The organism is Paenibacillus sp. J5C2022 (assembly GCF_025567625.1).
Taxonomy (GTDB): domain Bacteria; phylum Bacillota; class Bacilli; order Paenibacillales; family Paenibacillaceae; genus Pristimantibacillus.
The window spans coordinates 1-23,947 of sequence record NZ_JAOQJC010000029.1 but is presented as its reverse complement, the minus strand read 5'-3'; the positions used below and the strand labels follow the sequence as shown (position 1 = coordinate 23,947).

Sequence of the window (23,947 nt, the reverse complement as noted above, 5' to 3'; positions counted from 1 at the left end):
TTCACACCTTCCAAGCTTGAATTTCTTGTTCCCAAATCCCCGTATCCTCAATCCACTTCATCGCATGATCAACAGAAGCAGCCAGCACGTTCACGTGGCCCATCTTCCGCTTCACGACGGCATCCTTCTTCCCGTACAAATGCAGCTTCGGCTCGACGCCAAGCGCCTCCGCTCCGGTATCCTTGCAAGCGATCCGCTTCAGCAGCGGCTCCACATGCTGGCCCAGCACATTGACCATCACCACCGGCGTCATGAGCGACGTATCTCCCAGCGGCAGTCCACATATCGCGCGGACATGCTGCTCGAACTGCGATGTGCGGCACGCTTCCATCGTATAATGACCGCTGTTGTGCGGACGCGGCGCCAATTCGTTGACGTACAGCTCACCGCTCTCCGTCACGAACAGCTCTACTGCAATGAGGCCGACGACTCCCAGCCCCTCCGCGATCCGTATCGCCAGCCCCTCCGCCTTGCGCTGCAGCTCATCTTCGATGCGAGCAGGCACGACGGACAGATGCAATATATTATCGACGTGAATATTTTCCGCAGGGGGGAATGCTTTTATTTCCCCCTGCGAGCTTCTCGCCGCAATAACCGATATTTCCTGCCGGAAGGCAATGAACTGCTCCAGGACAAGCTCAGTGCCCGCCCGGGAGAGCGTCTCATACGCCTCATTGATCTCCGACTCCGAGCGAATGACCCATTGGCCCTTGCCGTCATAGCCGCCCGTCGCCGTCTTCAGCACACAAGGCGTACCGAATACCGCCACCGCCTCACGCAGCTCGTCCGCACTGCCAATCTCGCGGTACGGCGCCACCTGCACGCCCGTCGCTTCAATTGCGCGCTTCTCGCGAAGCCGATGCTGCGTCGTATACAGCAGCTCGCTGCCTTGCGGCACATACGATTCCGCCATTAGCATGGCAGCGACTTCGGCATCCACGTTCTCGAATTCGTACGTGATGACGTCGGCACGCTCTGCCAATTGCCTTGCAGCATCGCGATCGTCGTATGCGGCTTCGATCTGCCGCGCCACTTGGCCCGCCGGGGCATCCGGCGTCGGGTCCAGCGCGATGAAGCGATAGCCCATCGCGCTTCCCGCTTGCGCCAGCATGCGCCCCAGTTGACCGCCGCCCAGCAGCCCGATCGTGCTGCCAGGAAGAAGCACCGGCGCAGCTTCTTGCGACATCTTTACACCTGCGGCAATGCCGTCGGCTGCAGGCACTTGTCCCGCATTACCGCTCCACATCGTTTCCTTCATCATAATGTCTCACTGCTTTCCAGCACTTGCTGCTTCACGCGTTCCCGACGCGCTTCCACACGATCCCTCACCTCGGGATCGAAAGCGCCGATCATCTGTGCCGCCAGCAAGCCCGCATTCGTGCCTCCGGCATTGCCGATCGCAACCGTCGCCACGGGGATTCCGCCCGGCATCTGCACAATCGACAGCAGCGAGTCCAGCCCGTTCAGATTCGAGGACTTGACGGGCACGCCAATGACCGGCAGTGCCGTCTTCGCAGCGACCATGCCGGGCAGATGTGCAGCGCCGCCGGCTCCGGCAATAATCACCTTCAAGCCGCGCTCCGCCGCCGTCTCCGCATATTCGAACATCAAGTCCGGTGTCCGATGCGCGGAAACAACCTTCTTCTCATAGGGAATATCCAGTTCCTCCAGAACGTCGCAGGCTAACTTCATAGTGTCCCAATCCGACTTGCTGCCCATAATGACGCCCACCATCGCAGACATTGCCTCAAACCCACTTTCTCTATTAGTATGTGATCATTAACGAATAAAAAGAGCCCTTCAGCAATCCTCATCCGAATATGCCGCAGGACTCCAACGCGAAACACCCGGCACAACAACTACAACCGGATGATCACAACTCATGAATGCAAACAACAGCAAGAAGCTCGCACCCCGCCATAGAAATGGAAAGGAAGCGATGCAGCCGAGTGCGCCATAGACGCCGATCACGGCGGCTTAAGCCATTGCTCATTCATCAAGCTCGTAGTCCAGAAAATGCGGTTTCCGGGTAGAAACATTCGGGCCTATCCCGAACATATACGAGACTGCTATGGACAAGCGGAAACGTCCGCTTCAACCTCCTTTAGTTTATCGAATCTGACATGGGCTGTCAACAAAATACGAACATTTACAAGCTTTCAATTGTTAAAGTTCGTTTTTAGCGGATTCTTCCTTGAAACCCCCTCTTCTTGGCCGCATCGACTCCCAGTTCCATCATTATCCTCCATCATCTTCCTTTAGGATACCCTGGTTGCGCCTGCAATTATTAGACTATGGACAGACCGCGCTGAATACATTGGATTATAAGGAGCTTGCAGCCGGCGAGAGGAGACAGCCTGTCCTCAGGCCGTCCAATCGATAAGGAGGGTTACACGTGCAGATACATACAGTGAAGAAGGGAGATTCGCTCTGGGCGCTGTCGCAACGCTACGGCGTGCCTCTCGAGCACATCTTCGACGCGAACGGATTGACTGATCAAAGCCCGATTGTAATCGGTCAGGCCATCATCATTCCTACCGATTCCGACACGGTGACGCACAAGGTGCTCGTGGGAGAATCGCTCTGGATAATCAGCCAGCGCTACGGCGTATCCATGCAGGAGCTGGCGAAGGCCAATGGCATTCGCAATCCCGCTCAAATCTCAACGGGCCAAGTGCTGACCATACCTCGGGCGGAGAAGCCAATCATCGAGGTCAATGCCTACACGGAGAAGATGGATGAGGCGGGCGTGAAGCTGGTCGATGAGGTCGGCGACTACCTGACCTACATCAGCTTGTTCAGCTACCGCGTCCGGATCGACGGCTCCATGACGCCGTTGAACGATGCCGCCGTTATTGCCGAAGCTTATGATAAGCGGGTTGCACCGATGATGGTCATCACCAACTATGAAGGCGGCACCTTTAACTCCGACATCGCGCATGCCGTGCTTTCCAATCCGGCTGTACAGACCAATCTGATCGGGAATATCCTGCAGGTTATGAACACGAGAGGATACAAGGCGTTGAATGTCGACTTCGAATACGTGCTTCCCGGAGACAAACAGAACTATAACGACTTCCTGCAAAGACTGGTGGACGCTCTTCATCCCAGCGGTTATCTCGTCTCCACCGCACTCGCGCCGAAGGTATCCGCCGATCAGCCAGGTACGTTATATCAGGGGAAAGATTACGAGGCGCATGGGCGCATAGCGGATTTCGTCGTGCTGATGACTTACGAGTGGGGCTGGTCGGGCGGCCCGCCGCGCGCAGTGGCTCCGCTGAATGAGGTCGTGAAGGTGCTGAACTACGCAGTAACCGTCATCCCGCCGGAGAAAATTCTGATGGGGATGCCGCTGTACGGCTACGACTGGACGCTTCCTTATGTGCAGGGGGGCCGCTGGGCGCCGACCGTCAGTCCGCATGAGGCGGTCGCAAGGGCAGCCAAGTATGGGGCGGACATCCGCTACGACGAGCCAGCCCAGTCCCCTTACTACAACTATTACGACGAGGAAGGCAAGGAGCATGTCGTCTGGTTCGAGGACGCCAGAAGCGTGCAGGCGAAGTTCGACATCGTAAAAAGCTACAAGCTGCGCGGCGTCAGCTACTGGGTGCTGGGCGTGTCTTTCCCGCAGAACTGGTTCGTGCTTGGCGAGAACTTTACGATCAAGAAGCTGGTGTAGGGGGCTGCTTAGAGCGGGATGAGGCGCAACTGGCAGGGCTATGTGAGCATTTTGAGCGATAGCGCAACTTTTCAGATCTTTTCCGCCTCCTATGTGAGCATTTTGAGCGATAGAAGATTACTTTAAAGCTACTTTTGGCGGGATGAGGCACTGCTGGCGGGTCTACGTGAGCATTTTGAGCGATAGCGCAACTTTTCAGATCTTTTCCGCCTCCTATGTGAGCATTTTGAGCGATAGACCTCTACTTTTGGCGGGATGAGGCACTGCTGGCGGGGCTACGTGAGCATTTTGAGCGATAGCGCAACTTTTCAGCTCTTTTCCGCCTCCTATGTGAGCATTTTGAGCGATAGACCTCTACTTTTGGCGGGATGAGGCACTGCTGGCGGGGCTATGTGAGCATTTTGAGCGATAGCGCAACTTTTCAGCTCTTTTCCGCCTCCTATGTGAGCATTTTGAGCGATAGAAGATTACTTTAAGGCTACTTTTGGCGGGATGAGGCACTGCTGGCGGGGCTACGTGAGCATTTTGAGCGATAGCGCAACTTTTCAGCTCTTTTCCGCCTCCTATGTGAGCATTTTGAGCGATAGCGCAACTTTTCAGCTCTTTTCCGCCTCCTATGTGAGCATTTTGAGCGATAGACCTCTACTTTTGGCGGGATGAGGCGCAACTGGCGGGGCTACGTGAGCATTTTGAGCGATAGCGCAACTTTTCAGCTCATTTCCGCCTCCTATGTGAGCATTTTGAGCGATAGACCTCTACTTTTGGCGGGATGAGGCACTGCTGGCCGGGCTATGTGAGCATTTTGAGCGATAGAAGGCTGCTTTAGGCTCCAATTGAACAAGGAACGAGCGCATGCATCAACAGGATTGATAAGCATGCGCTCGTTCCTCTACATATATATTCTTACTGCCGTCAGCCTTCCAGCCATTCGGTCTTCTCTGCGACCGGACCGCGCTTCGGCTCCGGCGGTGTCATGTCGGGATAGCCGATATAGACCAGCCCGACCAGTTCTTCGCGCTCCCGAAGCGCTAGCGCCTCGTGCATTCGCGGATGGTACATCGGGGCGCCGGAGCGCCATATCGCTCCCAGCCCGTGAGCATGTGCGGCGAGAAGCATATTTTGCACAGCGGCTTGGGCTGCCGCCAGTTCTTCCGCCATGAGCGCACGCGGATCGTCGGACGGAGAGCAGACGGCCGCGATGACGACAGGTGCACGCATCGCCTTAACCATCTCCTTCTCCCGCAACTCTTGCATGTCCGGCTCGCTGATTCCCTCGCGATCGGCAGGCGAGACCTGCGCGTATGCTTCGCCAAGCCGTTCCCTGCCCTTGCCCGTCATTACGATGAATCGCCATGGCTGCGTATTGAAGTGACTCGGAGCCCAGTTCGCCGCCTCCAGCAGCGATTCGATCACACCGCGATCTACCGGGTCCTGCTTCACCCTGCCGATCGTTCTCCTCGTCCGGATGGCCTCCAGCACATTCATTCCTTCTCCAGTTGTCTCTTCCTTCTGCATCAAGTCCATTCCCCTCTCCCGTCTAAAGCTAGTCAGTGACTACCCCGTCATAAGTTGTATTTGTCCAATATCCATCCAACATCCGCTAATTCAACAGAGCCGACACATCGATCCATTCGTCGTCAATCATCCACTTAGCAGATAACGATGTGCAGCCGGCTTCCCCTCCGCTCACCTAACCGCCACAACGAACAATTCGAAGTGTATCAGACGTAAAACGCAATCAATATTTAACCGAAGCGTCTAATCGAACAGTCCCTTGTATTCTCCGTACCCTTCCTCCTCCAGCTTCTCCTTCGGAATGAAGCGGAGGGCGGCGGAGTTGATGCAATAACGCAGTCCCGTCGGCTGCGGTCCGTCATCAAACACATGGCCCAGGTGAGAATCACCTTCCTTGCTCCGCACCTCGACCCTCACCATCATGTGGCTCGTATCCGTATGCTCCGTCACCGTACTCTGCTGCAGCGGCTTCGTGAAGCTGGGCCAGCCGCAGCCCGCATCGAACTTGTCCTTCGAGCTGAACAACGGCTCGCCCGAGACGATGTCCACATAGATGCCTTCTTCCGTATGATCCCAGAACTCACCCGTGAACGGCCGCTCCGTACCGCTGTTTTGCGTCACCTCATATTGAATGGGCGTAAGCCGGCGCTTCAACTCGTCGCGGTCGATCTTCGTTTTCCAATGCTTGCTGATGAACGCATCTCGTCCCGATCCTTTGCGATACATTTTATAGCGGAATGGGTTCTTCTTATGGTAATCCTGATGGTAGTCCTCTGCGGCGTAGAACGGTCCTGCCGGCTCGATCTCCGTCACCATCGGTCCCGAGAAGCGGCCGCTCTGCTCCAACTCGCGCTTGGAGGCTTCCGCTTCCTCCCGCTGCTCCTCCGTATAGTAGTAGATTCCCGACCGGTAGGAACTTCCGCGATCATGGAACTGTCCTCCTGCATCAGTAGGATCGATCTGCTGCCAGAATGTGCTCAGCAGCTTCTTGTATGGGAACACATCCGGATCATAAGTAATATGTACAGCTTCTGTATGCCCGGTCGCGTCTGAGCACACTTCCTCGTAAGTCGGGTTCTCCGTATGCCCGCCCGTATACCCCGATACGACAGATATAATGCCCGGCAGCTCCTGGAACGGCGTCACCATGCACCAGAAGCAACCCCCAGCGAATATCGCCTCGGCCCGACGGCCGTCTTTCTCCAATTGTTCCATCTCCATTGTCCTCCTTCGATCGCTTACCTGATTGCCAATCTCAACTGATTATCATTATACAGGATGCCCCCGCCCAGCTCAAAATGATCCAGCATTTGGCTTCGTCCTGAATGACGACAGCTTCCCGCACCTTTGTTACAATTAGATGAAATTCGCAACCTTTTGACACTCCCTAACCGTTAAGTAAGGGCACAAGCGCAATTGGACACAAATGAGGTGAAAGAAAGATGCAACAATCCAACTTGGAAATCCATGCCGGAAGCCGTCAGGCAACCACGGCGCAGAAGCGGAAGGGCAAGCTGGCTGTCGCGGTTTTTCTCGGCGTATGGATGATTCTGATCGGGGGCGGCGCATTCGGAGCGAAGTGGTACATCGATCGGATGCAGACGAACATAACCGCCGATATAGAGCGGCAGACGACCGCGCAAATCCAGCAGCTGCAGTCCTCCTATGATGCAGCGCTCAAGGAGCTGGAGCAGCAGCATACGGAGGAAATGAACGCACTGAAGGGCAAAGTCGACGCACTGAACGAACTGCTCACCTTCGCCAAGGATAATGCCGACACGAAGACGGATAACAGCAACAAGCTGTACACCCAATTGAATGAAGTGAAGAAGCAGCTGAATGAGCTGAAGAAAAATCTGGATGTGCTGAAATGACGATAACGACACAGAACTTGCACAGAATGGCCTTGCTCGTAATCGCCCCTTTCATCGGACTGATGCTGTGGCTCCTCATCAGTGATTTCGCTATTCAACTGGACGTAGAGACGAAGCGTGAAGTCGCCGTTCAACCACAGCAGCTTGCGGCAACGGACGAGGCTCTCACGGGATTGGAGCAAGCCCGTCAGACGGCGGGAGAGACGAGCAAGTCGCTGACGAAGCAGATTGACCTGTACAAAAAAACAAATGCGGAGATGGAGGAGATCGCAAAGGTCGCCTCTTCCCAAGCGGGCCGGCCGCTCGCCATCTACGATCGGCAGATTACAAGCAGACTCGGCAAGCCGTCTTCGACGATTAGCTCGGACAAGCTTCGCGCGCAATTATTTTATGTGAATCATGAGCATTTCCGCGGCTATGCGGTCAAGCTGCAACTGAAGTCTCCCGATGCGATGAACATGGTAATGGGCGGGGACAAGCCCGGCGAAGCGATGACGACGCTGCAAGCTGTCAAGCATTACGGAGCTGCTGTCGGCGTGAATGCCGGCGGTTATGCCGATGCCAAGGGGAAGCGGTATCCGCTCAGCACTACGATTGCGGATGGCAAGTACATAACGGGCTTTGAAGCCTCGTATGCGGATTTGTTTTTTGTAGGGATGAATGATAAGAACAAGCTTATTGGAGGAAAATTCGCGAAGAAGGAGCAGTTGGATGCGAAAAATCCGAAGTTCGGCGCTTCCTTCGTGCCGATTCTCATTAAGAACGGAGCGGCGCAGGACATACCCGCCAAATGGCAGACGAGCCCGAAGCGCGCTCCCCGCACCGTCATCGCCAATTACAAGGATGATCAACTGCTCATCCTCGTAGCGGACGGCTACAATGAAGGAGGAAGCTCCGGAGCGACGCTGTCCGAGTTGCAGACGATGCTAAAGCGGTACGGCGTTGTCGACGCCTACAACCTCGATGGGGGCGGCTCCTCCTCGCTCGTTTTCAACGGCAAGCTGGTGAACAAGCCGTCTGACGGCAAGCTTCGCAAGCTGCCGACGCATTTTCTGTTTTTCAAGTAGGGGCGCTCACTGCCCTTGCTTTTTTCATTTTCAAGGCAATGCCCGCCTTCAAAACATCGATATCCCGCTCCCGCTGTAGCAGCAGCCGCTCCGCTTCCTGATGCGTGATGAGCTGGAACCGCACTTCGTCTCCCGGCTTTAATCCGGCAAATATCGGCAGATCGACGGCGGCAACCTGAGCCACTCGCGGATAGCCGCCCGTCGTCTGGCGGTCCGCCAGCAGCACAATAGGTTGTTCGTCTCCAGGCACTTGAATCGTGCCTGCCGCCACCGCTTCCGACAGGAGCTCATCCTTCGTGTTTAGCCGAAGTGCAGCCCCTTCCAACCGATAGCCCATTCGGTCCGACCGTACACCTACCTGGAATGCCATCTGCAGCAGCGCACGCTTGCCCTCTTCCGATAATCTATCCAGATGCGTTCCCGGCATAATCCGGATGACATGCATGGGGGTATGCATAGTAGCAAAATGCCCCGCATGCCACGGCGACGTCCCTCCTTGCCCGCGAAGCATGTGCATGACTTGCGCTTGCTTGGACCCTGGCGCTGACAGCAACATGGACAACTTGTCCCCCTTGCGCAGCGCACGTCCGTCCAGTCCGCCAATGCCCGCTCGCAAGTAAGTGCTGCGGCTTCCCATTACTAGCGGAACGTCGATTCCGCCGGACACAGCCAGATATGCTCTGCATCCGGATCGGCGGGTGAGGAAGCTTAGTACGCTGCCTTCACGCCACAGCACCGGTCGCCATAATGGAACCGACTCCCCATCCGCCACCACTACCATATCACCGCCGCAGATCGCGATGACGATATCTTCGTCGGTCCGCAGCTCCGCCCCGGCCATGGTCAACTCCAGCACCGCCATCTCTTCATCGTTGCCGACCAGCAGATTCGCCACCCGGGCGGCTCCTTCGTCCATAACGCCGCCGGACACCACGCCGTGCTGCTGATACGCTGGCCTTCCCAGGTCCTGTACCGTGGTCAAAAGACCCGGCCGCATGACGGTTAACGCCATATTCCCTCCCCCAATCATGCTTAAGATATCGTCATCTGCACATTACAGCTACTTTGTACGATTTTTCACTCAAACCGCCTGCTCCAGACGCTCGACCCTACACTTTTGTACGTTTTTTCATACAAACCGCCTGCTCCAGACGCTCGCCCCTACTCTTTTGTACGTTTTTTCACATAAACCGCCCACCACAGACGCTCGACCCTACACTTTTGTACGTTTTTTCATACAAACCGCCCGCTCCAGACGCTCGACCCTACACTTTTGTACGTTTTTTCATACAAACCGCCCACCACAGACGCTCAACCCTACACTTTTGTACGTTTTTTAATACAAACCACCCGCTCCAGACGCTCGACCCTACACTTTTGTACGTTTTTTCATACAAACCGCCCGCTCCAGACGCTCGACCCTACACTTTTGTACGATTTTTCACTCAAACCGCCCGCTCCAGACGCTCGATCCAACACTTTTATACGTTTTTTCATACAAACCGCCCGCTCCAGACGCTCGACCCTACACTTTTGTACGTTTTTTCATACAAACCGCCCGCTCCAGACGCTCGACCCTACACTTTTGTACGTTTTTTCATACAAACCGCCCGCTCCAGACGCTCGACCCTACACTTTTGTACGTTTTTTCACATAAACCGCCCACCACAGACGCTCGATCCAGCATACTTTCCGGCTACTTACTTCTTCACGCAACACTCATAGCTACTGCCGGGAACGGAACGATCACCCTTCTTGCCCAAGCAAGCTTCCGTACTCCTCCGCCTCAATCGGCAGGAAGCGAACGAGATCGCCGGCCTTCAGCAGAGTCGGTATATCCCCTTCCGGTCGGAACAGGGAGAGCGGCGTCCGTCCAATCAGCTGCCACCCGCCCGGTGTGGCGAGCGGGTAGACGCCCGTCTGCTTGCCGGCGATCCCTACGCTGCCTGCCGGGATAGAGGTGCGCGGTGTCTGTCGCCGCGGAGACGCGATCCGTTCCGACATGCCGCCCAAGTAAGGAAAGCCTGGAGCGAAGCCGATCATATACACGAGATAATCGGGCTCGCTGTGAATGGCGATTACCTCTTCCGGCGTCAATCCGTTAAACCTCGCGACTTCGTCCAGATCGGGTCCATACTCTCCACCATAGCATACGGGAATCGTGACGACTGTCGGCTCATCCTCTTTCTCGCAGAACGCCATATGTCCGTCCCTTGTTCCCGCCAACAAGCTATCCAGCCTTTCGCATACCGTCTCATAGATGGAAGCATGCCAGCCCTCACTGGCGCTTCTGCTACGCCACACCATCACAGGATCATAATGGATCGTGACCGATGCGAATGCGGGCACGACTCCCTTCACCCCCGGCAACCCGCCCTCCTCCAATATATGGAGCACAGCCATCACTTTCCGATGAGTCGCTTCATTCAGCTCGTTCCCCAGCCGTATAATAACACCGCATTCTCCCAGAGGGAGCAGCTCATGAGGCGGAGCTTGTCCTCCAGCCCCCCCTTTCCCCTGCCTTTCCTGCATACCGTATCTCCTCTCGCACTCCTAGTAAAGCTAATCATTCGACAAAGTATTCATGGTCATTGGGTAGAGCTCTTATGCTGAGCAACTCCGAAATGTGCACAGTACAGCAACAGGATAACGATCGTCATTGCGCGCATCACACCCCCATTCCACTTCAACCTGTTCCTTAGGCAAAGTTCGGGATATCGTGTTGGACATGGAGATTCGCATGAAAGTCTGTCCAACGTAAACCGTTAACTTCAGCGATGGCGTCGTTCCAATATTCCTTCTTGAGCTTACTGATTGTTATCACTTAGATCTGCATCCCGTTCTCACCGGCTTACAATATTCTGAACGCGGCCGACTTGACCGTCTTGCAGCCGCACCTTGATTCCGTGGGGATGCTGAGGAGAATTGGTCAAAATATCTTTAACGACACCACGCGTAGTCGCGCCCGTCCGTTGATCTCTTTTTAGCACAATGTCTACTTCCAGCCCCGGCTTAACGTCGCTGCGCAATTTTCCATTCCATGCCATTCCGCACTTCAACTCCTGCTCTAATCTCTAGTTGTTCTAATCGTACCATTTTCGGAACCATCGACCAAAAATAATCCCGTGAAACTTTGTTCCTCACAACCACTAGCCCAACATCCATTACACCTTCCCTTAGAACCCCATGGCTTTATTCGTGGGAGTTGTCACCAGCGGCAATAGCCCTGAAGGAGATACCTTCCCGCTCCAGCGACTCTCGCAATGCCAGCACATGATCCGCCGCTCCCGGCGTATCGCCATGGACGCATATGGTGTCTGCCTTCAATGTGATCACGCTGCCTTGCCGCGTAGCAACCTTGCCTTCCTTCACCATCATGACGGCTTGTCGGGCCACAGCCTCCTCGCTTGCCAGCACCGCCCCTTCGATGCTTCGCGGCGTCAGAGAACCGTCGCTCTCATAGGAGCGATCCGCGAACACTTCGTTCGCCGTGCGAAGCCCCAGTCTCTCCCCCGCTCGAATAAGTGCGCTGCCCGACAGTCCGAAGAGCAGCAAGCTTCCGTCCACCTTATATACCGCTTCCGCAATGGCTTCCGCAAGCGCATTCTCCTTCGCCGCCATATTGTACAATGCCCCGTGAGGCTTTACATGCGACAAGAAGCCGCCTTCCGATTCCGCGAACGCCCGCAGCGCACCGATCTGGTACACGATCATATCATAGGCTTCCTTAGGCGTTATCGCCATCTCTCGTCTCCCGAACCCTTCCCGGTCAGGCAGACCGGGATGCGCCCCGATGGCGACATTGCGCTTCATGGCAGAACGAACGGAAGCGCGCATAATACCGGGATCACCCGCATGGAAGCCGCATGCGATGTTGGCGGACGTAATCAGCCCCATCAGCTCCTCATCCGCCCCGATCCGGTACGCGCCATACCCTTCTCCAATATCGCAGTTGATATCAATACTTAGCATATGCAATCCCCTCTCCGCCCACTGCTTTCAACCTATATTATATACATTTGAACAGGTGGTGAATGAATACTCCCGCCACTTACGATAGCTATCGCTTACGTTGAAGTGGGGGTTTCTGATGTATCTTCCTTATCTCAGGATGCTTAACACCAGCGGAGTTGACACGTTGACGGACTGGCTACCATCCAACCCCTCTATCCCATCTGTATCTTTTAGAGATACGTTTGGGAATACTTTTCGCATAATATTGGCTGCTCCATTCACATCGGCGTGAATCAAACCCTTCATGCTCCTATACATCCCGCGACTGATTCGCTTGCCGGAGAAGTTCCATTCTCCTTCTTCGCCATATCGCGGCAACGGGTCCTGGTCCAGGAAACTCGCTTTCGATGTATACGCTTCTTCCGTCAGCGTGACCGTGATTCCTTGTTCAGCCGCTTTGTACTGGATCATCGCAATCAGCATCCGATGCGGCATGTGGCAAAACACCTGATTGTTGCGCCGTCCGATCGCTGACGCTTGCTTCCAGCCATCGTTATGGCCAATGACGATCACGCCGATCCCTTGCTCCACAGCCAGCTTGACGATTTGACGGCTCGCCTTGTGGAAGATGTCTTTGATCCGGCGGTAACGCTTCAGGTGCAGACGTACCAATCGCTTGGACGTAAACGCCCCTTCATTCGGCTTCTTGCCTTGACGAAGGATGCCTGTATAATCCGCTTTCATCTTGTTGTAATACTGATTGATCGCCTTCGCAATCTTGCCCTTCACGAGCAACGGTTTCATACCTGTTGTCGTGACGATGGTTGCCAGATTGTCGACGCCAAGATCAATCGCAAGTCTATTTCTTTGGGATGCGGCCTGCTGTTCCACCCGGTAGGCGAAGATTAACTCCACCACATATTGTCCGTGGCTCGGCACCACACGCACCTGCATCAGCTTTCCACCGCTGCTGCCCAGCTTGCCGATATTCAGTTGCAGCTTCGTCTTTGGCAGCTTGAGAAATTTCCGATTCTTCACGACGCAATCCTGATTGGAGAACACCACTTCTTTCACCTTGCCTCGCGCATAGCCGGGAATGGGCGGTCTTCCCCGATACTTCTCCGGATGCTGGCGGTAATCCCGGATGCTCGCGAAGAAGGAATGCCAATTCTGAAACACCGCCTTCATCACCCCTTGACTGCTCTGCGCCGGGAGCGAACGATAATCCGTCTGCTCCATCACTCTTCTCTACCCTACCTAACCGACAGAACTCCCACTTCCTCAAGCGACGATTCGCAGCGATTGCACCAACAGCACTTCCACCTATGAAAGTGGAAGCGGTCCTCATACAATCAGCAAGTCCTTCGCCACCTTGTTGACCGGCTCGCAGCCACTCTCCGTGACGATGACGATATCCTCAATTCTCACGCCGAATCGGCCGGGCAGATAGATGCCGGGTTCCACGCTGAACACCATGCGTTGCTCGACAATCGCCTCGCTCGCTCCATGCACGGAAGGGAGCTCATGCACGTCGATGCCCAGTCCGTGTCCGGTCCGGTGGGTGAAGTAGTCGCCGTACCCGCCCGCCGTAATGACGTCGCGGACGGCCCGATCCACTTCCGAGAAGGGAACGCCGGGCTTGACGGCATCCAGTCCCGCCTGCTGCGCGGCTCTGACCAGCTCGTACACCGTTCGCATCTCATCACTCGCACTGCCGACGCATACCGTTCTGGTCATGTCGGAGCAATAATGCTTCAAGCGCCCGCCGATGTCCAGAATAATCATATCCCCATCCTTGACCACTGTATCATCCGGCACATGATGCGGTCTTGCGCCGTTGGCTCCCGCTGCGACAATCGGGGCGAAGGATTGCTCATACACCCCCTCCTTCTTCCAGAGACTGCCCAACAGCTCCACAAGCTCCCGCTCGCGCATGCCGGGCGCAATGCTCTTCATAAGAGCCCCCATGACCCTGTCCGCGATCCCGCCCGCCTCGCGAATAATCGCCAATTCCGTCTCGTCCTTCACTTGCCGCATGCCCGACAGCAGCGGCTCTCCATCAACGAACGCTACTCGCGGACGGCACTTCATAAGGGACAGCAAGTGGCCGCTTGACCACAGCGAATCGATCGCGACCGTCCCCGTCTCTTGCAGATGGCGGGACAGCACTCCCATCGCATCCTCTCCATCCCACCAGAAGAGGCATTCCCACGTACTATGCTCGAAGTCCTGCCGGTGCATCTCCGGACTTACGACGAGCGGCTCGCCCTCGCCTCTAATAACTAGCGCAAGCAGCCGTTCATGCGGCTCGATCCACTTGCCCGTAAAATAATAAAAATTCGCGACACTCCCGACAACAAGCGCGTCAACGCCCTGCTGACGCATCCGCTGAACGGCGTTCGTCAGCCGACTGTTTAATGCTTCCATTGCAATTCTCCTTTGCCCGCGTTCTTCCATTATAGTAGAGAAAAATGCCCACTCCGCACAAAATGACGCTTCCGCCGATAAATTGGCGCAACGTCACCATCTCTCCCAAAATAAAATAAGCCAAAATGGCGGTGCCGACAGGCTCCAACAGGATGCTCATCGAGATCGTCGTCGCGCTGAGCCATTTCACCAGCCAGTTAAAGACGGTCTGCCCGAATACAGTAGGGATGAGCGCCAGCAAGAACATCCATAGCCAATCGCTGCTCTCGTAGCCCGTCAGCGCTTCACCTGTGGCCAGGCAATAGACGAACAGATATAGTGCGCTGGCAGCGTACACGATGAACGTATACGGGAACAGCTCCAGCTCCTTGCGGACGCTCTGACCGATCATGAAGTAGACCGTTACGACAGCCGCTCCCATTAGAGCCAGCAGATCGCCGAATAGCGCAAGTCCGCTGATCTGCATATCGCCCCAACCGATAATAAAGCTGCCCGCTATCGCCAGCAGACCGCCCCCAATCGCAGCCATTCTCAGTCGCTCCCGGAACAACCAGGCGCCTCCCGCTATTGCGAACAAGGGCTGCAGCGTCACAAGCACGGTCGAGCTGGTGACGGACGTATAGTTCAACGATTCGAACCAGAGCACAAAGTGAACAGCAAGAAAAAAGCCGGCCAGCAGACACATCATCCACTGGCGGCGAGTAAAACTCCTTATGTGCCTTAAGCCGGTTCTCGCGTCCGCCATCAGCAAGGGCATAATAAGCAGTGCGGAGAACAACATGCGATAAAAGGCAATGACGGATGCCGGAGCCTCCGTCAGTTTCACAAATATGGCCGACGTCGATAAAGCCGCCGCGCCAAGAATCATGGCGATATATGCCCGGGTGTTGCTCATAGATGACATTTCACCTGTACCGTATCTCCCTCTTTTAATACTACCGTAATCTTGCTGTGGACATCGCCGTTCCAATCCCGCTCATAGGCCGGCGGCATCGGATTGCCGTTCACATATAACCGTTCGTATTCGCCCGGGAACTTCGCCGTCCACTGGATCGGATGCTTGCAGCGGTTCGTCATGGCGCTCGCTTCGCAGCCTTCATGCCGCACATCGATCTCCCCGTCGAACAGTGGAACGGCATCTGCCTGAATGAAGCCAAGCTCATCCGGCAATCCCGGAAGCGTCGCGACCGTCCGCTCGCGCGCGTCAGGCTCGATGCCCAGCAGTCCGGCGTATACCGCTCCCATCACGGCGAATGACACCTCGGGATATTCTCTCCTGTGCAAGCGCTCGTCGGTCAGCTCCAAGAGCTGTTCCATCGCCTGATTGCGATACCCGTACTTGCAGCAGATGTCCGGCAGATGCGATTGCTCCTCCACATTGTATCCATCATAACGGATCGCGTCTTCCAGCGCCAGCTTCAGCTTGAGGGAATCTCCGATGAAGCCGAAGTACAGCGGCAAGTAGTTGGCGGATTTATAATAATCGTTATGGAACGATCGATCCTGCAGCTTGCAGCCGCTGAAGCGACCGGCCTTCTCGTCCCACCATTCCGTCTCATATTGCCCCTGAAGATCGTCCGCTTTGCGCAGCCACTTCTCCGCTTCTTCCTGCTGCCCGCACCATCGCTTCATCTCCGCATACGCGCGGAAGGCGGCATATTGCGCAGCCAGCAAGTCTCCGGCCACAAGCGGGTGGAGCCCATCCTCTACGTAGGAAGCGATCCCTCGTCTCCCATAATAGGCATAATGCTCCGGCGTACCGTCGCCGTCCTTGTCCCACACCTCAATGTAGTCGGTTAGCGATTTGTCATAGAAGCGAGTGAAGACTGCATGATGAAGATAATCCTCGTCTCCCGTGCGCATATATTCCCGATAGCAGCAGTGCAGAAAATCAAAGTTGGCCGGCAGGTTATACCAGAAATCGGAGTCGTCCGTATAATCGACGGGCGTCGGCCGATCTTCCTTGTTCATTTCCCAATACGTGCACCAGTCCCGCTCTCCGGCAATATGCTGCGCGAACTTATGAAGCATATTTTTCGTATAATCCTTCAGACCCAGCATATAGGCGCCCGCGCTTTGATGAGACACATCCCTTACGCAGAAGCTTTCCCTTGCGGGCAAAGCGGCTTCATACCACTTGCCTACGGGATCGCCGTCATTGACATAAGACAAAGCTTGCTCCTTGGCCCAGGCGATCCCCTTGTTCAATCGCTCATCCGACGTCCGGACGGCAACTCTCCCTATGCTCTTCGTCCGTTCCTGCGGCTGACTCTTCATGCTGCATCCCTCCCCTAACGTCTCACGACTTCCAGCGTTCCGGATACCGGAACGTCGAACCTGTGCAAGCCTTGCTCCAGGCGAACGCCGCTGCGCAGCACGACCGTCTTGCCCTGACAGTTCCGAATGGCGATATCCGCCTCGCTCCAATCCGCTTGCCATTCCACGACGACGCGCTTCTTGGCCGTGCCGTTCACGATGATGACGACTGGCGGCAGCTCCGTACCCGGATTAACGACCATATCCTCATAGGCGCATACGATTCGCTCGCTTCCATTGCATGCCGTCACGATCGGATAATTGGATTCCGGCGATTGCGGCATCAATTTCCCGTCCAGCAGCACATCCCGATGCTCCCGCCAGAAGCCGAGCCAGTATTGCACCATCTCGCGATGCGCCTCGGGAAGCCGTTCGACCCGCATGGAGAGCTGCGGTACGGAGAACAGAATATTAATAATATGAATAGCGGCCGATTCAACAGACTCATCCGTATGCCACATGATCATATCCGAATGAACGGCCGTATCACCCGCAATCAGGCGAATGTCCACGACGCGGACACGGTTCTCGAGCGGATCGTTCGGACAGTCGTATGCACGGAACATATTGCCGTACTTGCGCATGAGCGGACCGATATACGCCTGGCGGAATTCAATCATAATATCGGGCTTCACCTCGCGGAGACGCTGAATGACATCGCTCATCAGCCGATCTACCGCTTCGGGAACGGAGCGGTAATCCATCTCCGGATCATCCTTGTGAAGGGTATGCTCATCCGCTTGGAAGCGGTCGATGAAGTCGAGCTTGAAGCCGTCCAGATTCCAGTCTCTTACCGCGTTCATATACGTATCGATCACATAGCTGCGCACTTCGGGGTATCTGGGGTCCAGTACGCCCGCCCCGGCTTGCGGCAGGAACTTCAGCAGCTTGTGCTCGAAGCGGCTCCATGCCTTGCTGTGTATACCCACATACGGAACGGAATACCACAGCATATATTTCACGCCCATCTGCTGAACCCGTTCGACATGCGCCCGCATGTCTCCCATCTTGTCCACGCATACTTCCCAATCTCCACAGTAAGCGTACCCTCGCGCATTATCCTCCGTCTGCCAGCCGTCGTCGACGATGACGCTGTCGCAGCCGAGCGGCTTGGACAGACGGCATTGCTCCTCGATCTCTGCGGGAGACAGCTGCTGGTGGAAGCTGTACCAGGTAGAGTACATCGGCAGTCTGGCCGCATCCGGCACAGGTGCGGGCGTGTAATCGGGCAGCTCCGCCCACCACTGGCCGACCTCATTCAACGAATCGTAGTACGGCATATCCCGCATGTCGATGTAGAGCGTGCCTTCATAACGATTGATCGGGGAGCAGGGCTCGGAGAATAATTTGACGCTGCAAATAAAAGAGGCCGATTCCTCATTGACGCCCGCCTTCAGCTCCACCGTATTCATCGCATCCGAGAAGGCGAATGTGAGCCGGTTGCGTCCGCTTCGGCTGAACAGACTGCATACCGGCGCGAAGGAGGATGACTTGGAGGAGAAGCCCTTCTCCCAATCGACATAGAACCTCTTGTTCCGATACAAGGCGGGATGCCAGAATGCGAATATGTCCACGATGGGATGATACCACTCTATCTCCACTTCCGGCGGCTGTCCCGGCTGTTGCGCCTCCAGCACAATCCGGACGCGCTCCAGCCCCTCCGCCACTTCAGTTGCTTCTATTGATGCTTGGAACGACTGCGTCTCGTCCTTAACGTGTAATCGGAATTTTTCACTAGTTGCCTGTACCATCGTCTTCTCTCTCCTTCTATGTGGCTGAACATGATTATCCCTGTATGAGTGACTAGCCCTTGACGGCGCCAAGCGTGATGCCCCCTACGAAATAGCGCTGAAAGAACGGATAGACGAACAGGATCGGCAGCGTCACGATCATCGTAACCGACGCGCGCAGCGTCTCCGCAGAGATGTTGCGGAACTTCGTATACGCCTGCTGCTGATTGGTCACTTGATTCAGCGCTTCCACTTCGAGCAGCATCTTCCTCAGATACACCTGCAGCGTATCGTAATCGCCGCTGGAATTGTACAAGATGACGTCGAACCAGGAGTTCCAGTGGCCTACCGAGCTGAATATGGCAATGGAAGCGAATACGGGCAGCGAAGTGGGGATGACGATCTGGGCGTAGATTCTAAGCTCGCTGGCGCCGTCTATTCTGGCCGACTCGAACAGCGAATCGGGCAAGTTCTGCATATACGAAGCCATCAGCAGCATGAAATAAGCGCTCAGCATACTCGGCATCCAGTACACCTGGAAGGAGTTGGTCAGTCCGAGCTTCACCATTAACAGATAAGTCGGAATCAGGCCGCCGCCGAAGTAAATCGTAATCAGGAAGATGATCCGCATGAACTTCCTGCCGGAGAAATGCTTGACGGTGACGACATAGGACAGCAATCCGGTCGCCAATACCGTAATGATCGTCCCCACGGTCACCCGCAGGACGGACATGAGAAGCCCTTCGTAAATCTTCTCATTTTGCAAAATAAAGGAGTAGTTCTCCAGCGTAAATACGCGGGGCCAAAAATAAATGCCTCCCCGCGCCGCATCCGTCCCTTCGTTGAGCGACAGCGCAAACAGGTTAATGAACGGATACAGCATCAGAAACGAAAATACGATCATAAAAAGGATGTTGAAACCATCGAACAGCCGACTTCCCAGCGTTGGCTTGTAAAACCCTGTATTCATCCCGTCTCCCTCCTATATAATCGATGTGTCCAGTACTTTCTTGCTGAAACGGTTGGCTCCGAATACAAGCGTTACGCCAATTAACGCTTTCATCAAGCTGATCGCGGCTCCGTAGGAATAATTGCCGAGCTGGATGCCGTATTTGTATGCGTACGTATCGATGACCTCATGGAACTCTCTCGTCTGCGCGTTGCCGATGAGCAGTTGCTGCTCGAAGCCCGCGTTCAGTATGCCGCCGATGCCCAGTATCCAGAGGACGACAATCGTGGACCGGATGCTGGGAAGCACGATATGCCAGTTCATCCCGAACCGTCCGAGTCCGTCCACCTTGCCTGCATCGTACAGCTCCGAATCGACGCCTGCAATCGCAGACAAGTAGATGATGGTCGACCAGCCGACATCCTTCCATATGTTAGACGAAGTAATAATGCCCCAGAAGTACTTGCCTTCTCCCAGATAAGAGATCGGCTTGTCAATCAGCCCCAATCCCAGCAACAGCTGATTCAGAATACCCTCATTGCCCAGGAGCGTGAACAGCAGGCTCGCCACGACTACCCAGGAGATGAAATGCGGCAAATACGATATCGTCTGAACGATCTTCTTGAACGCCTGCTTGCGTATCTCGTTCAGCAATATCGCCAATATAATCGGTGCCGGGAAGCCGAATAGAATATTCAATCCGCTGATCGCAAGCGTATTGCGGATGACTGGCCAGAAGTCCGGGGACTGAATAAAGCTGTTAATATGCGCAAGCCCTACCCATTCGCTGCTTAATATCGGCTTGCCGGGGATGTAGTTCATAAAAGAAATGATAATGCCGTACATCGGCGCATACTGGAAAACCGCGATCCATACGATCATCGGAATGCAAATGTACCAAAATTGCCTTTCCCGCACCGCCGTCCGCCATAACCTTCTGACCGTTGAAGAAGCATGCTGTCCTGTGTCCTGCCGGTTCCGTCTCATCATACGATCCTCCATCGTGAAAAAAATTGCGGGAGGAAGGCGCCTTCTCGCGCCCTCCTCTCAACTGCTACTTCCAATCCTGCATTCTTTGCTTGTATACGTCGGATTTGAACTGTTCGATATCTTTCAGCCCGGCTTTGTTCAGCTTGTCGCGCAGCGCCATGAAGTTGCTGACGGCAGCCTCCTCCGTATCGCTCATGACTGCTTTCGCCCATAACGTCTCCAGTTGATCGTCGACCTGCTGCATTGTAATCGCCAGCGGCGTGCTGGGATCGATCGGGATAATGCCCCTCGTGAAATCGTAGATGGTGTCCTTCAGATTGTCGTTCATCAACTTCTTCCACTTGGCTTCTTCGTTGAAGTTCTGATCGAACCAATACGTACTCTTGCCGTCGTCCTTCATAAGGCCTTGCCCTTCCACCAGGTTGAACATATCCTGACCGATCTTCTCGCCGAGATCGTAGTTCCAGGTCGCATCGACAATTTGCCGGCGGGCGGCGTCCACCCATTCAGCCTTGCCGTCCTTGAAGGTCCAGACGGAATCCGCCTGATTCGGCGCTCCCCAGCCGATCAGACGCGTGCCGAGGTCGGTAACAGAGAAGTTCAGCCACTTGATAATACTTTCCGGAGACTTTGCTTTGTCCGTGATAATCGTGAAGCTGCCGCTGCGCGCATTTTTGGCGGACAGGTAAGCCATATCTGCTGAATCCGCTTTCAAAGCGACTTGTATATAACGCTGCTCTTCCTTCCAATCCGGGTTCGTCTTCTGCCACACTTCATGACCGCCGTTCCAGGATTGCCACCAGGCTCCGATATGACCCATCACTCTTTCTGTAGAGAACTTGGCTTTCCAATTCTCGAACTTGTTCACGAACATATCGGGATCGAGCAACCCTTCGCGATAGAACCGATTGATATATTTCGTCAGCTCCAGCCCTTCGTCCGTATTGACCCAGTGCGTGAATTCTCCTTCGTCCGTCACTTTGAAGCTGTCCTTCAGACCGTACATGCCGGCAAGCGTAGGCACCATGTTTTTGGTGACCGGGGCGTAGCTGGACAGCGCATAGGTAGTCTCGCCGTTGCTGTTCGTCGCATGCTGCTGCTGCATTTGCTTCAAGAGGTCGAAATACTGCTCCGGCGTCTCGAATGCCGGCGATCCCATTGCCGTCCACCAGTCGTACCGGATATGGGCGGAGTAATCTGGAATCGGGAGAATCCCCCAATAGCGCGGCAGTCCGTACAGCTTCCCGTCTTTATCGAAGTACGAGCTGTACCAGTCGCCCAGCTGCGATTTGATGTTCGGCGCCTGCTTCTCGATGTATTCACTCAGCTCAATCGCTTTCCCCTGCGCCGCCCATTTAGCGACGTCTTCGGCGCTTAAGCCGGTAATGACCTCGGGGTAATCGCCTGAAGCAAGCATCAGGTTCAGCTTCTCTTTTTTATCCACGTCATACACGATTTTGTTCAGCTTCACGTTGAATTGCTCCAGAATGTACGCCTGAAGCAACTGCTGATTCTCTTCGACCTTATCCGGGTTGTCTTGACCGGCATAGAAGTTGATCTCAATCGTCTTCTCGGGGACGGTCCAGCCGAATTCGTTCACGACCGCCTCTTTGCCTGAATCCTTCTCGGATGCGGGAGGCTGAACGTCGTTCGCCTGATTATTGTTGTTGCTGCTGGAACAAGCGGAGACTAACAGGATGGCCAAGCTCATAATCACTACTAACGAAACCGTTCTTTTCATATCTACCCCTTCTTTCTTTTGAGTCGGTCCATTCACTTAAGAGCGCTTACATATCTGCTTGCATTGCCGATCTTGTCTCGACGAGGTGCTTGCCGACGTCTTATTCCTCTTGCCTTCTTGCCCTTTCGCCCTTTCGCCCTTTCGCCCTTTGCCCTTTTGCCCTCCTGCCCTCTTGACCTATTGCCCTTTTGCCCTCTTGCCTTCCTGCCTTCTTGCCTTCCCCCTTTCACCCCTTGAAAGTTGACCCATATTTGTTTTAGTAAACATTAACTAAATATTTCACAACGCAATCATAACATCTTTATTTTCCGTCCGCAAGAGTCCATAGAATAAAAAAATGCTTAATTGCTCTGGAGAACAACTCAGCATAATTTTAATAACCTATTTTTTCGCGCCGCAGCTTTGCCGAATCATCAGCTTGGTCGGTACATGCACATGAAGAGGAACCTCGCGCCCTTCCACTTGGTCGAGCAGCAGCTTAACCGCCATTTTGCCCATCTCTTCCGTGTGGACCTTGACGGTTGTTAACGGCGGATTAAGAAATTCCGCAATCGGTATGTCATCGAAGCTGACGATCGACACATCGTCCGGCGCCTTCAGACCGCACTCGTCTATCGCCCTTACCGCACCGACCGCCATGGGATCGCTGCCGATCAGGAATGCCGTCGGCCTGTCCGGCTTGCCGAGCGCTTGCTTCATCAATTGATAGCCGCCTTCCATCGTCCAGGCGCCAACGTAGACATCATCCCGCCTGAACAGCCCCTTCTCCTGCATTATTCTCTCATGACTCATCTGTCTCGTATCCAATATCGGCTTGTTCCCTTTGCTTGTGTACTCAACCGTCGTTCCGCCTATATAGCCGATCCGCTCATGGCCTAGTTGGAACAGATGCTCCAAGGCTTTCGCAGTGGCTTCTTCGAAGTCCGTAATGACCGCGTCGCGCTGCTCGTCGAATATATAGTCAACGGATACGACGTTCCGAATATGCGGATACCTGTCCAAATAGTCAGGGTGTACTTTCCCGATTACGATCAATGCGTTCAGATGGCTGGCATCGATATGCAATTCCTGATTCTCGTATCGCCGGAAGGTGCTGCTAATAGCGATGCCCTGCTCGCTGCACTCCTTCTCCACCGCTTGCCGGATGGACAGGAAGTAAGGATCGGAATCCTCTCGTTCTTCCGAGCACCAGACGATGAGGCCCAACTGCAAGCTTTTTTTACCATTGCCGCTCGGAGTCTTTATTTTCTTGTAATTCAGTTTATGGGCGGCATCGAAAATTTTCTTCCTCGTCTCGTCCGTTACGCTGATACTGTAATCGTTATTCAGAACGCGCGAGACGGTGGCGCTGGATAATTCCGTCATCTTGGCTATATCTTTTATCGTTGCCATGCTGTCACCACTCTCATTAATAAACTTTTACTAAATATTTTAGCAACAATTTTCGTTTTATGCAACGAAAAAACCTCTGCCGCACCTTTTCAGCTCTCCAGTGCAGGATTCATACACTACTCTGGCTCGCACGCACCTTTTCAGCTCTCCAGTGTAGGTTTCATACACTAGTCCGGATCGCACGCACCTTTTCAGCTCTCCAGTGCAGGATTCATACACTACTCCGACTCGTACGCACCTTTTCAGCTCTCCAGTGCAGGATTCATACACTACTCCGACTCGTACGCACCTTTTCGGCTCTCCAGTGTAGGTT

19 protein-coding genes, 1 pseudogene and 1 riboswitch are annotated in these 23,947 nt (G+C 54.6%); of the genes and pseudogenes, 3 read left to right on the top strand and 17 right to left on the bottom strand.

Annotation, left to right across the window (positions count from 1 at the left end; all coding sequences use genetic code 11):
- Position 1 precedes the first annotated feature (1 nt).
- Positions 2-1,186, bottom strand: coding sequence for a 5-(carboxyamino)imidazole ribonucleotide synthase (gene purK, locus M6D81_RS21190; RefSeq protein ID WP_262679081.1), 1,185 nt, complete (start codon positions 1,184-1,186; stop codon positions 2-4).
- 71 nt (positions 1,187-1,257) lie between these two features.
- On the bottom strand, positions 1,258-1,743 hold the full coding sequence (gene purE / locus M6D81_RS21185; RefSeq protein ID WP_262679028.1) for a 5-(carboxyamino)imidazole ribonucleotide mutase: 486 nt from the start codon (positions 1,741-1,743) through the stop codon (positions 1,258-1,260).
- A gap of 242 nt (positions 1,744-1,985) precedes the next feature.
- Positions 1,986-2,084: riboswitch (purine riboswitch) on the bottom strand.
- Between the two features lie 311 nt (positions 2,085-2,395).
- Here purE and M6D81_RS21180 point away from each other — a divergent pair.
- A complete protein-coding gene (locus M6D81_RS21180) occupies positions 2,396-3,679 on the top strand; it encodes a glycoside hydrolase family 18 protein (protein WP_262679027.1) in 1,284 nt (427 codons plus the stop codon).
- Between the two features lie 912 nt (positions 3,680-4,591).
- Here the strand turns inward: M6D81_RS21180 and M6D81_RS21175 are convergent.
- Positions 4,592-5,203, bottom strand: a complete 612-nt coding sequence (locus M6D81_RS21175) for a nitroreductase family protein (protein ID WP_262679026.1) — start codon at positions 5,201-5,203, stop codon at positions 4,592-4,594.
- A 234-nt stretch (positions 5,204-5,437) separates the two neighbouring features.
- Complete coding sequence (msrB, locus tag M6D81_RS21170; protein WP_262679025.1) at positions 5,438-6,409, bottom strand: peptide-methionine (R)-S-oxide reductase MsrB; 972 nt, start codon at positions 6,407-6,409, stop codon at positions 5,438-5,440.
- Positions 6,410-6,636: 227 nt separating this feature from the next.
- Between msrB and M6D81_RS21165 the strand changes: the two genes are divergently transcribed.
- Both M6D81_RS21165 and M6D81_RS21160 read left to right on the top strand, forming a co-directional pair.
- Positions 6,637-7,068 carry a hypothetical protein gene (locus M6D81_RS21165; protein WP_262679024.1) on the top strand — a complete coding sequence of 144 codons (432 nt, stop codon included), beginning with the start codon at positions 6,637-6,639 and terminating at the stop codon, positions 7,066-7,068.
- The gene (locus M6D81_RS21160; RefSeq protein WP_262679023.1) at positions 7,065-8,135 is read left to right on the top strand and encodes a phosphodiester glycosidase family protein; all 1,071 of its coding nucleotides are present in this window, start codon (positions 7,065-7,067) and stop codon (positions 8,133-8,135) included. The genes M6D81_RS21165 and M6D81_RS21160 overlap by 4 nt, the downstream gene beginning before the upstream one ends.
- Here the strand turns inward: M6D81_RS21160 and M6D81_RS21155 are convergent.
- From M6D81_RS21155 to M6D81_RS21095, 13 genes and pseudogenes are all read right to left on the bottom strand, one after another.
- Positions 8,128-9,147: a 5-oxoprolinase subunit C family protein gene (locus M6D81_RS21155; RefSeq protein ID WP_262679021.1), complete on the bottom strand. Its 1,020-nt coding sequence runs from the start codon at positions 9,145-9,147 to the stop codon at positions 8,128-8,130. The genes M6D81_RS21160 and M6D81_RS21155 overlap by 8 nt on opposite strands.
- A gap of 734 nt (positions 9,148-9,881) precedes the next feature.
- Positions 9,882-10,667: a 5-oxoprolinase subunit PxpB gene (gene pxpB / locus M6D81_RS21150; protein ID WP_262679020.1), complete on the bottom strand. Its 786-nt coding sequence runs from the start codon at positions 10,665-10,667 to the stop codon at positions 9,882-9,884.
- A gap of 311 nt (positions 10,668-10,978) precedes the next feature.
- A complete protein-coding gene (locus tag M6D81_RS21145; protein WP_262679019.1) occupies positions 10,979-11,182 on the bottom strand; it encodes a YwbE family protein in 204 nt (67 codons plus the stop codon).
- A gap of 145 nt (positions 11,183-11,327) precedes the next feature.
- On the bottom strand, positions 11,328-12,107 hold the full coding sequence (locus M6D81_RS21140; RefSeq protein ID WP_262679018.1) for a LamB/YcsF family protein: 780 nt from the start codon (positions 12,105-12,107) through the stop codon (positions 11,328-11,330).
- A 129-nt stretch (positions 12,108-12,236) separates the two neighbouring features.
- Positions 12,237-13,334, bottom strand: a pseudogene (locus M6D81_RS21135) (RNA-guided endonuclease InsQ/TnpB family protein); the annotation flags it as partial.
- 99 nt (positions 13,335-13,433) lie between these two features.
- Positions 13,434-14,516 (bottom strand): M24 family metallopeptidase, encoded by a 1,083-nt coding sequence (locus M6D81_RS21130; protein WP_262679017.1) that lies wholly within the window; start codon positions 14,514-14,516, stop codon positions 13,434-13,436.
- Positions 14,455-15,411 carry a DMT family transporter gene (locus M6D81_RS21125; RefSeq protein WP_262679016.1) on the bottom strand — a complete coding sequence of 319 codons (957 nt, stop codon included), beginning with the start codon at positions 15,409-15,411 and terminating at the stop codon, positions 14,455-14,457. The genes M6D81_RS21130 and M6D81_RS21125 overlap by 62 nt, the downstream gene beginning before the upstream one ends.
- Positions 15,408-16,793 (bottom strand): MGH1-like glycoside hydrolase domain-containing protein, encoded by a 1,386-nt coding sequence (locus M6D81_RS21120; protein WP_262679014.1) that lies wholly within the window; start codon positions 16,791-16,793, stop codon positions 15,408-15,410. Before M6D81_RS21120 ends, M6D81_RS21125 begins: the two co-directional genes overlap by 4 nt.
- A 14-nt stretch (positions 16,794-16,807) precedes the next feature.
- Entirely contained in the window at positions 16,808-18,583 is a 1,776-nt protein-coding gene (locus M6D81_RS21115) for a glycoside hydrolase family 36 protein (RefSeq protein WP_262679013.1), read from the bottom strand.
- Positions 18,584-18,635: 52 nt separating this feature from the next.
- Positions 18,636-19,532 (bottom strand): carbohydrate ABC transporter permease, encoded by an 897-nt coding sequence (locus tag M6D81_RS21110; protein WP_262679012.1) that lies wholly within the window; start codon positions 19,530-19,532, stop codon positions 18,636-18,638.
- Between the two features lie 12 nt (positions 19,533-19,544).
- Entirely contained in the window at positions 19,545-20,501 is a 957-nt protein-coding gene (locus tag M6D81_RS21105) for an ABC transporter permease (RefSeq protein ID WP_262679011.1), read from the bottom strand.
- Between the two features lie 64 nt (positions 20,502-20,565).
- Complete coding sequence (locus M6D81_RS21100) at positions 20,566-22,242, bottom strand: type 2 periplasmic-binding domain-containing protein (RefSeq protein ID WP_262679010.1); 1,677 nt, start codon at positions 22,240-22,242, stop codon at positions 20,566-20,568.
- A gap of 381 nt (positions 22,243-22,623) precedes the next feature.
- Positions 22,624-23,634 carry a LacI family DNA-binding transcriptional regulator gene (locus M6D81_RS21095; RefSeq protein ID WP_262679009.1) on the bottom strand — a complete coding sequence of 337 codons (1,011 nt, stop codon included), beginning with the start codon at positions 23,632-23,634 and terminating at the stop codon, positions 22,624-22,626.
- Positions 23,635-23,947 lie beyond the last annotated feature (313 nt).